This is a genomic window from Salipiger sp. PrR002 (assembly GCF_010500775.1).
GTDB lineage: Bacteria > Pseudomonadota > Alphaproteobacteria > Rhodobacterales > Rhodobacteraceae > Salipiger.
Genome location: NZ_JAAGOU010000005.1, coordinates 1 through 13,921, shown reverse-complemented (window position 1 = coordinate 13,921; position 13,921 = coordinate 1). Strand labels below are relative to the sequence as shown.

12 protein-coding genes and 1 tRNA gene are annotated in these 13,921 nt (G+C 64.9%); 5 read left to right on the top strand and 8 right to left on the bottom strand.

The annotated features are described in order from the left end of the window. Window positions 1-44: 44 nt before the first annotated feature. Together G0A00_RS06580 and G0A00_RS06575 are read right to left on the bottom strand one after the other, a co-directional pair. The gene (locus G0A00_RS06580) at window positions 45-710 is read right to left on the bottom strand and encodes a 3-oxoacid CoA-transferase subunit B (protein ID WP_164185184.1); all 666 of its coding nucleotides are present in this window, start codon (window positions 708-710) and stop codon (window positions 45-47) included. A gap of 17 nt (window positions 711-727) precedes the next feature. After that, a complete protein-coding gene (locus tag G0A00_RS06575) occupies window positions 728-1,378 on the bottom strand; it encodes a CoA transferase subunit A (protein WP_164185170.1) in 651 nt (216 codons plus the stop codon). Between the two features lie 461 nt (window positions 1,379-1,839). Between G0A00_RS06575 and G0A00_RS26490 the strand changes: the two genes are divergently transcribed. The 5 genes from G0A00_RS26490 (at window position 1,840) to G0A00_RS06550 (ending at window position 6,066) form a co-directional block, all read left to right on the top strand. After that, complete coding sequence (locus G0A00_RS26490; RefSeq protein WP_368667672.1) at window positions 1,840-2,676, top strand: hypothetical protein; 837 nt, start codon at window positions 1,840-1,842, stop codon at window positions 2,674-2,676. Then, window positions 2,673-3,656 (top strand): endonuclease/exonuclease/phosphatase family protein, encoded by a 984-nt coding sequence (locus tag G0A00_RS06565; protein ID WP_235956742.1) that lies wholly within the window; start codon window positions 2,673-2,675, stop codon window positions 3,654-3,656. Before G0A00_RS26490 ends, G0A00_RS06565 begins: the two co-directional genes overlap by 4 nt. A gap of 84 nt (window positions 3,657-3,740) precedes the next feature. Continuing rightward, complete coding sequence (gene leuB / locus G0A00_RS06560) at window positions 3,741-4,844, top strand: 3-isopropylmalate dehydrogenase (RefSeq protein WP_164185174.1); 1,104 nt, start codon at window positions 3,741-3,743, stop codon at window positions 4,842-4,844. Between the two features lie 135 nt (window positions 4,845-4,979). After that, window positions 4,980-5,969 carry a DMT family transporter gene (locus tag G0A00_RS06555; RefSeq protein WP_066103530.1) on the top strand — a complete coding sequence of 330 codons (990 nt, stop codon included), beginning with the start codon at window positions 4,980-4,982 and terminating at the stop codon, window positions 5,967-5,969. Window positions 5,970-5,989: 20 nt separating this feature from the next. Then, window positions 5,990-6,066: transfer RNA gene (locus tag G0A00_RS06550), tRNA-Pro, on the top strand. A gap of 63 nt (window positions 6,067-6,129) precedes the next feature. Here G0A00_RS06550 and G0A00_RS06545 read toward each other — a convergent pair. From G0A00_RS06545 to G0A00_RS06520, 6 genes are all read right to left on the bottom strand, one after another. Further along, window positions 6,130-7,122, bottom strand: coding sequence for an MDR family oxidoreductase (locus tag G0A00_RS06545; protein WP_164185176.1), 993 nt, complete (start codon window positions 7,120-7,122; stop codon window positions 6,130-6,132). Between the two features lie 12 nt (window positions 7,123-7,134). After that, on the bottom strand, window positions 7,135-7,782 hold the full coding sequence (locus G0A00_RS06540) for a TetR/AcrR family transcriptional regulator (RefSeq protein WP_164185178.1): 648 nt from the start codon (window positions 7,780-7,782) through the stop codon (window positions 7,135-7,137). Window positions 7,783-7,901: 119 nt separating this feature from the next. Continuing rightward, complete coding sequence (locus tag G0A00_RS06535) at window positions 7,902-9,707, bottom strand: ABC transporter ATP-binding protein (protein ID WP_164185180.1); 1,806 nt, start codon at window positions 9,705-9,707, stop codon at window positions 7,902-7,904. A 1-nt stretch (window position 9,708) separates the two neighbouring features. Next, the gene (locus G0A00_RS06530; protein WP_066103522.1) at window positions 9,709-10,638 is read right to left on the bottom strand and encodes an ABC transporter permease subunit; all 930 of its coding nucleotides are present in this window, start codon (window positions 10,636-10,638) and stop codon (window positions 9,709-9,711) included. A gap of 13 nt (window positions 10,639-10,651) precedes the next feature. Next, window positions 10,652-11,575 carry an oligopeptide ABC transporter permease OppB gene (gene oppB, locus G0A00_RS06525; RefSeq protein ID WP_066103521.1) on the bottom strand — a complete coding sequence of 308 codons (924 nt, stop codon included), beginning with the start codon at window positions 11,573-11,575 and terminating at the stop codon, window positions 10,652-10,654. A 59-nt stretch (window positions 11,576-11,634) separates the two neighbouring features. Continuing rightward, window positions 11,635-13,269, bottom strand: a complete 1,635-nt coding sequence (locus G0A00_RS06520; RefSeq protein ID WP_235953338.1) for a peptide ABC transporter substrate-binding protein — start codon at window positions 13,267-13,269, stop codon at window positions 11,635-11,637. Between the last annotated feature and the right edge of the window lie 652 nt (window positions 13,270-13,921).

Sequence of the window (13,921 nt, the reverse complement as noted above, 5' to 3'; positions counted from 1 at the left end):
CGATTGCCGCAGGTCGTGCGGCGGGGGCAGCGCCCCCACCCGCCTCAGCACGAGCGCGAGAGGTCCATCTCCGGCACGTCTCCGGTCACGATCAAGGTTGCCGCCGTCGCCGCGCGGACCTCGGCCACGGTCACTCCGGGGCCGGTTTCCAGAAGGTGCAGCCCGTCGTCCTCGGGACGGATCACCGCCATTTCGGTGACGATGAGATCCACCCGCCGCTCGGCGGTCAGCGGCAGCGCGCATTCCGGCACGATTTTCGGCACGCCGCCCTTGGCGCTGTGGATCATCGCCACGATCACCCGTTTCGCCCCGGTGACCAGATCCATCGCCCCGCCCATTCCCGGCACATAGTGGCCGGGGATCATCCAGTTCGCCAGATACCCGCGCGCGTCCACCTGCAGCCCGCCCAGCACCGTCAGGTCCAGATGCCCGCCGCGGATCAGCCCGAAGGAGAAGGCGCTGTCGATGGTCGAGGCCCCCGGCACCGCCGAGACGAAGCTGCCGCCAGCGTCGGTGAGATGGCGGTCGGTCATCCCCTCGGGCGGGCGGTGGCCCATGCCGACAACGCCGTTTTCGGCCTGAAAGAACACGCCCAGGCTCTCGTCCAGATGGTCCGAGACCAGCGTCGGAATACCGATGCCGAGGTTCACCAGAGTGTGCGGCTTGATCTCGACGGCGACGCGGCGGGCGATGATCTCTTTGGGGTCCATGCTGGCGATCTCCATGTTCAATGCTTCCCGATCACATGGTCGACGAGCGCGCCGGGCGTCTTCACCGCATCGGGCGGGATCACCCCCACCGGCACGATCTCTTCGGGCTCGGCGATCACCACATCGCCCGCCAGCGCCATGATCGGATTGAAGTTCGTCGCGGTGAGCATATAGGTCAGATTGCCCACGTAATCGCAGCTGCGCGCCGCGATCAGCGCGAAATCGGCGCGCAGCGGCGGCTCGAGCAGATAGGGTTTGCCCTCGACCTCGATCACCTGCTTGCCCTCGGCCACTTTGGTGCCCAGCCCGGTGGGCGTGAGCACCCCGCCAAGCCCGACCCCGGCGGCACGGATGCGTTCGACCAGAGTGCCCTGCGGCACCAATTCCACCTCAAGCTCGCCCGACCGCATCTGCTCCTGCACATCGGGGTTGAGGCCGATATGGCTGCCGATGAATTTGCGCAGGCAGCGCGCCGCCACCAGCGGACCGACCCCCAGATGCGGACGGGCGGCATCGTTGACGATCACGGTCAGATCTTTCTTGCCCGCCTGCGCCAGCGCCCGCACCAGCCCGTCAGGCGTGCCGACCCCCATGAAACCCGAGAGCATGATCCGCGCACCATCGGGAATCAGATCCACCGCTTCGTCCATCGTCACTGCCTGATGCATGCTGCCCTCCCGGCGCGTCGCCCTTCACGTCTGTACGAAGTCAGACCCGCAAATCCTGCGGCTCGCGTTGCGTCAGGTCAAATTCATTGGAAATCCGGCGAATAATCGGTAAAAGCGCGGAGGCTCTTCGTACAAGTTTTCGGCGAGTCTGTGGGTTTTTGTTCATGGTTTAAGTTGTTTATCCCCGCGGGGACATGACGCTTTGACGGGTACGGAAACGGGGCAACCATGTGCTCTGATGCCGCCAGCCCGCCAAGGAAACCGGGAATTGATGCAAATTCGCACCTTTTCCACCATGAAACCGCCAGATTTCCGCCGTCCCCTCAGGGCATGCTTGCCGCGCGTTCAAGAAGAAGGCAAAATTTGGGCAATATTGAGGCAATCCGCCGGCGCGGCGGGGTCAGAGGGCGACACAGGCGCAGCAAAGCGTCGGGGGTCCCACGACCGAAAGGGCAGAAGCCGTGATCACACGTTTCGTCAAAGCCGGCATCCGTGCCGTCGCCGTGGCCTTGCTGATCGCAATGCCGGCCGTGCTCTTGCCCGGCTATGCGGCGGACGCGGCGCAGATCACCGCGCTGCTGGCCTTGGTCGCGGCGCTGCTGACCTTTGTCGAATATGTCGGCGACTATCCCTCGATCCTCGAGTTCCGCGACGCCCCGCCGTTCAACCGCCTGAGATTTCTCGCGCTTTTTGCGACGGTCTTGGTGCTGACGCTGATCTGCCGCGGCGAGAGCCATCCCACCGCGGTCTCGCAGATGCTCACCGCTTTCGGCGGCAAGGTCGGCGGCTGGCTCGATTTCCCCTTCTCGCCGGTGCGGCTGATGGTGCTGCTGGCCACCGACGACATGAGTGCGCAGGACGTCGAGCGGATCCGCACCCATGCCGGGCTGGCCTATGTGATCTCGCTGCTGAGCATGCTGGCCTTCGTTCTGGTGGTGCGGCTGCTGAGCTGGCCGGTGCGCAACGGGGCCTTCAACTTCTGGGTCAACCTGCCGCTTTTCGATCCGACCATCGGCAAGGATGTGCTCTACCGGCTCAATCGCGATGGCAACGTTAACGTCGCCTTAGGGTTTCTTCTGCCATTCCTGATCCCGGCAATCATGAAACTCGCGGCGCAGACCATCAACCTCGTGTCGCTGACCGAACCGCAGACCCTGATCTGGACGATGAGCGCATGGGCTTTCCTTCCGGCAAGCCTCGTGATGCGGGGCGTCGCGCTGATGCGCATCGCCGCGCTGATCGAGCAGAAGCGCAAACGCGCCTACGCCGAGGCGGAAGCCGAGGTGCAGACCATCTGACACGCCTGATCCCGGCGCTGTTTCTTTGCGCCGTTCTGGCCCTGCCCGCCTCGGCAGGGGCGGTCGAGATCACCCTTGCCACCTGGCACGCGCATCTTAGCCGTAAAGGGCCGGGCCTGCTGCTGCGCGATATCCTTGAGGCGCGCGCACCGCTGCCAGCCATACTCGATCAGATCGCCGAGGCGCGGCCTGACGTGCTGCTGCTCACCGATATGGATTTCGATCTTGGGCAGGCGGCGCTGGATGCGCTTGCCGATCAGCTTGCAGCGCGCGGCGCGGACTACCCCCACCGCTTTGCCCTGCGACCCAATTCCGGCATGGAGAGCGGCGCCGATCTGGACGCTGACGGGCGGCTTGGTGGCCCCCGTGACGCTCAGGGCTATGGCGCTTTCTCGGGCCAGCATGGCATGGCGGTGCTGGCCCGGCACCCGCTGCGACTGGAGCGGGATTTCTCGGCGCTGCTCTGGCGCGATTTGCCGGGCACGCGGATGCACCCCGCCGATCCCGCGCCCGAGGTGCAGCGGCTGTCGTCCACGGCGCATTGGGTGCTGCGGCTCGACGCCCCCGGCCAACCGCTGCAGCTGCTGTGCTATTCCGCGACGCCGCCGGTGTTCGACGGGCCGGAGGATCGCAACGGGCGGCGCAATGCCGACGAGCTTGCGCTTTGGCGGCACTACCTAGACGGCGCGCTCGGGCCAGCGCCGGAGGGGGCTTTCGTCCTGATCGGAAACGCAAATCTTGACCCCGAAGGCGGCGAGGGGCTACGCGGCGAGATGCGGGCGCTGCTGGACGATGCCCGCCTGCAGGACCCGCTGCCGCAGCAGGCCACCGCCGAATGGGACAGCACCGGCCCGCTCCGCGTGAGCTATGTGCTGCCCTCCGCGGGGCTCACCGTCGGCGACGCCCGGGTTTATCCCGCCATCGAGGGCCAGCGGCACCGTCTGGTCACCGTCACGCTAAGCACCCAGATGGGCGGTTAATGAAGTTGCCCGCACCCCTGTTTTCTTGACCATTCCTCGCCCCTCGGCTAGGCGATTGCGCAACATTCCGAGGAGAGACTTTCCATGAGCACCCCTTCGCTTCTCATCCTGCCGGGCGACGGCATCGGCCCCGAGGTCATGGCAGAGGTTCGCCGCGTCATCGACTGGTTCGGCGACAAGCGCGACCTGAAATTCGATGTCAGCGAAGACCTCGTGGGCGGCAGCGCCTATGACGCGCATGGCACGCCGCTGACCGACGAGACCATGGCCAAGGCCCAAGAGGTGGACGCCGTTCTGCTCGGTGCCGTGGGCGGCCCGAAATACGACGTTCTGGACTTCTCGGTGAAGCCCGAGCGCGGGCTGCTGCGCCTGCGCAAGGAGATGGACCTTTACGCCAACCTGCGCCCGGCGCAGTGCTTTGACGCGCTGGCCGACTTCTCGTCGCTGAAGAAAGACGTGGTGGCGGGCCTCGACATCGTCATCGTGCGCGAGCTGACCTCGGGCATCTACTTCGGCGAGCCGCGCGGCATCATCGAAGAAGGCAACGAGCGCGTGGGCATCAACACCCAGCGCTACACCGAGTCGGAGATCGACCGCGTTGCCCGCAGCGCGTTTGAGCTGGCCATGCGCCGCGGCAAGAAGCTGTGCTCGATGGAAAAGGCCAACGTGATGGAGTCGGGCATCCTGTGGCGCGAAGTTGTCACCGAGGTGGGCAAGGACTACCCCGAGGTCGAACTGTCGCACATGTACGCCGACGCGGGCGCCATGCAGCTTTGCCGCTGGCCCAAGCAGTTCGACGTGATCGTCACCGACAACCTCTTTGGCGACCTGCTGTCGGATGCCGCCGCGATGTTGACCGGCTCGCTCGGCATGCTGCCCTCGGCCTCGCTGGGCGCCCCGATGGCCAATGGCCGCCCCAAGGCGCTCTACGAGCCGGTGCACGGCTCTGCGCCCGACATCGCAGGTCAGGGCAAAGCCAACCCGATCGCCTGTATCCTCAGCTTCGCCATGGCGCTGCGCTACAGCTTCGACAAGGGCGACGAGGCCACCCGCCTCGAGCAGGCGATCGAAGCGGTTCTGGCCAAGGGCTACCGCACCGCGGACCTGCTGGGCGAAGAAGGCAAGCAGCCGGTCTCGACCTCCGAGATGGGCACCGCGATCCTCGAGGCGCTCGACGAGAGCCTCTGATCCCAAGGGATGGTCAATGATTGGGCGGGGCGGCCACAGGTCGCCCCGTTTTCACGTTCTGCCGCATGACACGTTGAAATCCCCTGCCTCAAAGCTAAGCCTTGAGCGCAAGGCAGAAGCAACGGAACGGCACCCATGGGATCGAACGCGAAAGGCGCGCTGCTGGCGCTCCTCACCTTCGGCATCTACTCGACACACGACGTCATCGTGAAGGTTCTGGGCGCCGCCTACAGCCCCTTCCAGATCGTGTTTTTCTCGGTGCTGCTGAGCTTTCCGCTGGTCAGCCTCATGCTGATCCGCGACACCACGGCGGGCAATCTGCGCCCGCTGCATCCGTGGTGGACCGCCCTGCGCACCATCTCGACGGTGATCACCGGGGTCTGTGCCTTCTACGCCTTCTCGGTGCTGCCGCTGGCGCAGACCTATGCGATCATCTTTGCGCAGCCGCTGCTGATCACCGTGCTGGCGATTCCCATCCTCGGAGAACAGGTTCGGCTGCGCCGCTGGATGGCGGTTCTGGTCGGCCTTGCCGGGGTCATCGTGGTGCTGCGCCCGGGCAGCACCGAGCTGACGCTGGGCCATCTCGCGGCGCTGACGGCGGCGATCTTTGGCAGTCTTTCGGCGATCATCGTGCGCAAGATCGGCCATGAGGAACGCTCGGTGGTGCTGCTCCTCTACCCGATGATGACGAACTTCGTGGTGATGGGCTGCGCCCTGCCCTTCGTCTACCGCCCGATGCCGATCGAACATGTGGGCGGGTTCGGACTGATGGCGATTCTCGCCTTCACCGGCTCGGCGTTGCTGATCGCCTCCTACCGCACCGGCGAGGCGGTGATCGTCGCGCCAATGCAATATTCGCAGCTGCTGTGGGCCACGCTCTACGGCGCGATCTTCTTTGCCGAATATCCCGATAGCTTCACCCTGATGGGGGCGGTGCTGATCATCGGCAGCGGCGTCTATATCGTGCTGCGCGAGGGCCGGTCGAGCGCGTCGGAGAATCGCCCGGTGCTGCGCACCCGCAACCGCATCGAGTTCGGGACCTCGCTGCGCATCGGTCCGCTGCTGCGCGCGATGAAAAGACGCGAAAAGGGTGTGAATCGGCCCTTGCCAAAGGCCGGAGGCTAGGGTACTCCGCGCTCCACGGTCGGAGTGTAGCTCAGCCTGGTAGAGCACTGTCTTCGGGAGGCAGGGGCCGGAGGTTCGAATCCTCTCACTCCGACCAAATATGCAAAGGCGCCCCTCGGGGCGCCTTTTGCGTTTCCGGAGGTCGCGCGGCTCAGCTGGCTCAGCCAAGCTCCGGCGCGACCGGCACCACGATACGGCCGCGCACCGCACCTTCGAGGAATTTCGGCGCGATCTGCGGCACCTCCTCGAAGGGCACTTCGACGGTGATCTTCTCGAGCTTGGCCATGTCGAGATCGCTGGCCAGACGCTGCCACGCCGCCAGCCGGTCGGGCTTGGGGCACATCACGCTGTCGACGCCCGCAAGCGTGACCCCGCGCAGGATGAAGGGCGCGACGCTGGCGGGCAGGTCCATGCCCGCAGCCAGCCCGCAGGCCGCCACCACACCGCGGTACTTCATCATCGACAGCATGTTCGCCAGCACCGTGCTGCCCGCCACGTCGATGCCTGCGGCCCAGCGTTCCTTGTTCAAAGGCCGTGGCTTGCCGGTCAGTTCCGACCGGTCGAGCACGCTGCTTGCCCCCAGATCGCGCAGATACGCCGCCTCTGCCTCGCGCCCTGTAACAGCCGCCACATCGAAGCCGCGCGCTGCCAGCAGCGCCACCGCCACGCTGCCAACCCCGCCAGCGGCGCCGCTGACCACGATCTCGCCAGCCTCGGGCGTCACCCCGTGCCGCTCCAGCGCCAGAACGCAGAGCATCGCCGTGTAGCCCGCCGTGCCGATCGCCATGGCCTGCTTGGCGCTGATCCCCTCGGGCAGCGGCACCAGCCAGTCGCCCTTGACCCGCGCGCGCCCGGCAAGGCCGCCCCAATGGGTCTCGCCCACGCCCCAGCCGTTCAGCACGACGCGGTCGCCGGGCTTGAAGTCGGGATGGTTGCTCTCGGCGACCACGCCCGAGAAATCGATCCCCGGCACCATCGGAAAGCACCGCACCACGGGGGCCGCGCCGGTGAGCGCCAGCGCGTCCTTGTAGTTGAGCGTCGAATAGGCCACGTCGACCAGAACGTCGCCCTCGGGCAGTTGGTCGTCAGACAGCTCGGTGATGGAGACGCTCTGCGTTTCCTCGGGTTTCTCGATCAGGATTGCCTTGAACATCTGTCGCTCCTCTCAGCGTTCGAGCAGGTGGAAATAGGTGGTGGAAAAGCTGCGCAGCGGCTCGGCGCTCAGCTCGAGTTTCGCGCGCAGCACGGCGCCCTCCCAGCCGATCCAGAAGAAGGCGGCGAGCGCCTCCGGGTCCTGTTCTGCAGCAAGCGCGCCGTCCGCCTGCGCCTGCCGCAGCACCTCGGCGGTGCGGGCCTGCCAGCCCTCGAGCACCTCGGTCAGCGCCGCGCGGAACGCATCCGGCAGCGCGCCCATCTCCTGCCCGAGGTTGCCGACCAGACAGCCGCGCCGAAACCCGTGCCGCGCCATGCCCGCCTCGGCCTCATTGGTGAAATCGCGAAGGCGATCCAGCGGCGGGCGCGCCTCGTTGCGGAAGGCGCGGTCGAGCAACTCGAGGAAATAGACGTTATAGGCGTGGATGAGCGCGAGGCCGAACTCTGCCTTGCCCTTGAAGTGGTGGTAAAAACTGCCCTTGGGCACGCCCGCCGCCTTGAGGATCTCATCCACCCCGACCGCGGAATAGCCCTTCTCGGTCAGATGCTCGAGGCCGGTGCGAATGAGCTTTCGCCGTGCCTCGGAGGCATCCGGAGCGGTGCGCGGACGCCCGCGGCGAGGTTTTTCGGAACGAGGGAGAGGCGAGTCGGCTTGGGTCATGCAGATTTAGTAGACCGATTCGTCTAATAAATCTACCTGCGACACGAGCCGGGCATATCAGCGCAACAAAAAAGGGCGGGCCCACAGGCCCGCCCCAGTCAGTTCCGATAGCGGCTCTTTCAGGCCGCGCCCGCGTCCATGATCCGTTCGAGATCGTCGTGTTCAGCCACGTAGTGACCCGGCGCGATCTGGTCGAGTTGCGGCACGTAGTCCACATCGCCCGCCGCCAGCCGCGAGGGCAGGAAGCGCAGCGCCGCCTTGGCGTCGAGCGGCGAGGGCAGCTCGCCGGGGAGGCGGATGCGGGTGCGCGCGCGTTCGGCCACCGGATCGGGGATCGGCACCGCCGAGATCAGCGACTGCGTGTAGGGATGCGCCGGGTTCGAGCAGATCGTCTCGGCGTCGCCCATCTCGACCACGCGGCCAAGGTAGAGCACCATGATCCTATTCGAGATCTCACGCACCACCGACAGATCGTGCGAGATGAACAGCATCGACATGCCGAACTCGGCCTGCAGCTCCTTCAGCAGTTTCACGATCTGCGCCTGAATCGACACGTCGAGCGCCGAGACCGCCTCGTCACAGATGATCAGCTTGGGCCGGTTGATCATCGCACGGGCGATGCCCACGCGCTGGTTCTGGCCGCCCGACAGCTCGTGCGGGTAGCGGTTGTATTTCTCCGGCTCCAGACCCACGCGGGTCATCATCCGCAGCACCTCGTCCCGCCGCTCGCTCTTGGTCAGCTCGGGGCGGTAGGTCTTTAGCGGCTCGGCGATCGAGTCGGCGATGGTCATCCGCGGATCGAGGCTGGCGAGCGGGTCCTGAAAGACGATCTGAAGGTCCTTGCGTTCCTTCTTCAGAGCCTGCTTGTCCATGGTGTTCAATGGCTTGCCCAGCCAGCTGACGTTGCCATCGGTGGGCTCAACCAGCCGCAGCACGGCGCGCGCCAGCGTGGACTTGCCGCAGCCCGACTCGCCCACGATGCCCAGCGTCTCGCCGGCACGCAGGCCGAAGCTGACGCCGTTCACCGCCTTCAGCGGCACGGTTTTGCCGAAGATCCCGCCGTCGAGTTTGATCGGGAAATGTACCTTCATGTCGTCGACGCGCAGGATCTCCTTGCCCTCGACGCGGCCACCGGCATCGCCCTTGTCGATGCGCGGCATCGAGTCGAGCAGGCGGCGGGTGTAGTCGTGGCGCGGCTGCGAGAAGATCTCGTTCACCTCGCCTTCCTCGACGAACTCACCAAGGCGCATGACCTTGATGCGGTCGCACATCCGCGCCACCACGCCCATGTCATGGGTGATGAGGGCAATGGCGGTGCCGAGTTCGCGCTTGAGCTGGTCCATGAGGTCGAGCACCTCGGCCTGCACGGTGACGTCGAGCGCGGTGGTCGGCTCGTCGGCGATCAGCAGCTTGGGCTCGCAGAGCATGGCCTGCGCGATCATCACGCGCTGGCGCATGCCACCCGACAGCTCGTGCGGATACTGCTTGAGACGGCGCTTCGCTTCGGGGATGCGCACGCGCTCGAGCCAGTCGAGGCAGTGCTTTTCCGCCTCGCGGCCCGACATGCCACGGTGCACCTTCAGCACCTCGGCCATCTGCTCGCCCACCTTGAGATGTGGGGTCAGCGCCGTCAGCGGATCCTGAAAGATCATCCCGACCTTGTCGCCACGCACCTTGTTGAGCTTGGAGACCGGCAGGTTGAGGATCTCAGAACCCTGCAGCGTCACCGAGCCGCTCGCCGTGCCATTGGGCGGCAGCAGGCCCATGGCGGCCATGAAGCTCTGCGACTTGCCCGAGCCCGACTCGCCGACGATGCCAAGGCATTCGCCCGCGCGGATGTCGAAGGACACGCCTTTCACCGCCTGAACGCGGCCGTCCTGCGTTTCGAAACCGACCTTGAGGTCTTTCACGGAAAGAATGGTCATGTCAGCGATCCTTCGGGTCCAGAGCGTCACGCAGACCATCGCCGATGAAGAACATCGTGATGATGATGGTGACATAGAAGAACAGCGGGAACAGAAGCTGCCACAGCGTGCCATAGCCCATGGTGCCCGCGCCTTCGGCGATCAGGCGACCGAGCGAGGTCATCGGCTCGGAGATGCCAAGGCCGAGGAACGAGATGAAGCTTTCCGCAAGGATCATCTCGGGCACCAGCAGCGAGGCGTAGACGATGACCACGCCGATGAGGTTCGGCAGGATGTGGCGGAAGATGATCGCGCTTTCGCTCACACCGCCGGCGCGCGCCGCCTCGATGAACTCGCGGGTCTTCAGGGTCAGCGTCTGGCCGCGCACGATCCGCGCCATGGTCAGCCAAGAGACCGCGCCGAGCGCGATGAACAGCGTGATGAAGTTCCGGCCCGCCACCACGAGGATGAGGATCAGGATCAGCGTCAGCGGGATCGCCAGCAGCACGTCAACGATGCGCATCATCACGCTGTCGAGCCGGCCGCCGTAGAAGCCCGCGATCACGCCCCATGCAGTGCCCACGAGCAGCGCCATGGCTGCGCCGATGAGGCCCACCAGCAGCGAGGTCTGCGTCGCCTGAATGGTGCGCGAGTAGAGATCACGTCCCAGCTCGTCGAGGCCGAAGAAGTGGCCGGTCTCGATCGAGGGGGCGCCTTGGGCAAGGATGTCGCCCATACGCGCCCAGTCGATCTCTTCGTTGTCCCAGACCGCGAAGAACGGCCCGATGATGACGAAGGCGACGATCAGCGCCAGAACGATCACGCTGGCCATGGCGGCCTTGTTGCGCACGAAGCGGCCCATGGCGTCGCGGAACAGCGAGCGGCCACGGACGGCGTTGAAATCGGTGATATCGGCGGCCAGTTCCGCCGCCTTTTCGGATTTTCCGAACACGGGGTCAGCCTCCTCAGTAACGGATCTTGGGATCGAACCACGCATAGGCGAGGTCGGTCAGAAGGTTCACCACGACGGTCAGCGCGCCGTAGAGGATGGTCACCCCCAGCAGCACCGCATAGTCGCGGGTCAGCGCCGAGCTGACGTAGGATTGGCCAAGGCCGCCCGTCGAGAAGTAAAGATCGACGAAGACCGAGCCGGTCAGCACGTAGACGAACACCGGGCCAAGGTAAGAGATCACCGGCAGCAGCGTCGGCTTCAGCGCGTGACGCCAGACGATGGCCTTGTTCGACAGGCCCTTGGCGCGGGCGGTGCGGATGAAGTTCGAGTTCAGCACCTCGAGCATGGACGAGCGCGTGATCCGCGCGATCGAGCCCATGTAGGAAGTAGAGAGCGCGATCACCGGCATGATCAGATACTGCCACTGCCCGCCGTTCCAGCCGCCGCCCGGCAGCAGGCCGAGCCAGAGCGTGAAGGTCAGGATGAGGATCGGGCCCATGATGAAGTTCGGCAGCGCCTGCGCGGCGATGCCGAGGCTCACGGCCAGATAGTCGATCCACGTGTTGTGGCGGATCGCAGCGGCGATCCCGAGGCTGATGCCCACCAGCGAGGCGGCCAGGAAGGCCAGTGCGCCGTAGGTCAGCGAGATCGGGAAGCCCTGCGCGATCACGTCATTCACGCTGCGGTCCTTCTGCACGAAGGAGGGGCCGAAGTCGAAATGCACGACGATGTTGTAGAAATAGTCCCAGAGCTGTTTCCACAGCGGCTGGTCGAGACCGTATTGCGCGTTGATGTTTGCCAGCACCTCGGGCGGCAGCGGCCGCTCAGAGGTGAAGGGCCCGCCCGGGGCGACATGCATCATCAGGAAGGACGCGACGACCAGAAAAAGGATCGTCGGTATCGCGACCAGCAGGCGGCGAATGACATAGCTCAGCATTCTGGAGGATCCGGATAGGGTGCCGCCCCCGCAGCACGGGGGCGGCAGGTTACAGGTGGTTATTCGGCGATCTTGTAGAGATTCTTCGAATACCAGTTCTGTTCCACGTTCTCGGTCGGCCAGTTCCCGACGTCGCTGTCCATCATGTAGACGCCAGCATAGTGGTAGATCGGGATCACCGGCACGTCGGTGGCGATGATCGCTTCGGCTTTGGTGTAAAGCGGCGTGGTGTCCTCGGCGGTCTTCGCGTCGGCCAGCAGCGCGTCATACTCTTCGTTGGCGTATTTGCCGTCGTTGTAGCCCGAGTCGCTCTGGATCAGATCGAGGAAGGTCGAGGCTTCGTTGTAGTCGCCGCACCATGCACCGCGCGCCAGATCAAAGTTCTGCTGGCCACGGGTGTCGAGGAAAACCTTCCACTCCATGTTGGCGAGGTTCGCCTGAACGCCCAGCTTCTGCTTCCACATCTGGGTCATCACCACGGCGATCTTCTCGTGCGCCTCGGAGGTGTTGTAGATGACGTCAAAGCTGAGCGGGTTCTCGGGGCCATAGCCTGCCTCGGCGAGCAGTTCCTTGGCCTTCTCGTCACGCTCCTTCTGGGTCATCTCGGCCATCTCGCTCTTCGGCGGGGTGAAACCGGCAACCGCTTCGGGCGTGAAGCTATAGGCGGGCGGCTCGCCACCGGCCTTGATGTTGTTGGCGATGATGTCGCGGTCCACCGCCAGCGAGAGCGCCTCACGCACCTTCGGATCCTTGAACGCTTCGGGGCCGGAGTCGGACAGGTTGAAGGTGTAGTAGTAGTTGCACAGACGCGGGAAGCTGATCGCTTCCTCGGGGTGCTCTTTCTTCAGACGCGGGAACTGGCCTGCGGGCACATCGGTGCGGTCAAGCTCGCCGGCGAGGTAACGGGTCAGCGCCACGTTCTCGTCGTTGATCACCAGCGCGACGGTCTTGTCGAGGATGGTGTTCTCGTTGTCCCAATACTGCTCGTTGCGCTCACGCACGATACGCTCGCCCGGACGGTACTCGGTCAGCACATAGGCGCCGTTCGAGACGATGTTCTCGGGCTTGGTCCACTCGCCGCCGAACTCCTCGATCACCTTTTGCGGTGCCGGGAAGGTGGTGCCATGGGTGGTCATCTGCGCGAAATAGGGCAGCGGCTGGCTCAGCGTCACTTCGAAGGTATGATCGTCGATGGCCTTCACGCCCAGCTCCGACGGGTCCATGTCGCCCGCAACGATCGCCTTGGCGTTGGCGATCGACATCAGCTCCATATACCACTGGTAGGGCGATGCGGTCGCCGGATCGACGGCACGGCGCCATGCATAAGCGAAATCACCGGCGGTCACCGGATCGCCGTTCGACCATTTCGCGGTGTCGCGCAGGTGGAACGTGTAGGTCAGCTTGTCGTCGCTGACGTCATAGCCGGTGGCGACGCCGGGCACGAGGTTGCCTTCCTCATCCTGGTTCATCAGGCCTTCGAACAGGTCGCGCACCACATCGGCGCCGTCGACATCCTCGACGATCTGCGGGTCGAGCGAGCTTACGTCGTCGAGCAGACGGTAAGTGAAGGTCTGGTCCGCCGCCAGTTCCTCGCCCGTTTCCGGGTGGGTCGCTGCGGTGGCGGGGGTCATGGCGCCTGCGAGCATGGTGCTCGAAAGAAGTGCCGTCAAAGTCAGTCGCGAAATGCGGGTCAATGTCCTCTCCCTGTGACGATGAAACCTGCGGTCCCGATGGCGCGTCCAGCGCCGGGACCCGCACGCCCCAAAGCCGCGGGGCATGCGAATTGCGGCAAAATAACCGTCCCAACCTCGCCCGCAATGCACCAACGAGTGATGACGTTACGTTGCGCAACTTCCCGCAGAAAAGCTGCGTAAACCGGGCCTTAAAACGCATCAAATTGCCGATTTCACTCGGCTGCTGCAATTCCGTAACCGCGCAAACGGCCCCCAAAAGGCGCCGCCCGGAAAATGTGCATGGGTCGCTCGGGCCGGGGTTGGGCCTCAGTGCTGCGGCCAAGAAAACAAGGGTGATTCGGCTCGATATGCTTAGGCCTTTGGCGGCGTAGCGCAGGCATCGAGCCCGAGATATGCAGGAAATGGGCCGTCGGGCACAGCACCGCCGCCCATGCGCTAGGCGTCGTATCGACCCAAATCAAAATAGCTCCCGAAAGCTCTTCAGGACAACCACGAGGGGCCGCGCCTCTGCGGCTCGATAGAAGCCAGGCCTCTTTGGTTTGCGCGATAAGGGTACCGCAGAAACGCAAAAAGCAGCCTGACTGGCTGCTTGTAGGTGTTTGGATTTATGGGGTCGACTGGTTGCGGGAGTAGGATTTGAACCTACGACCTT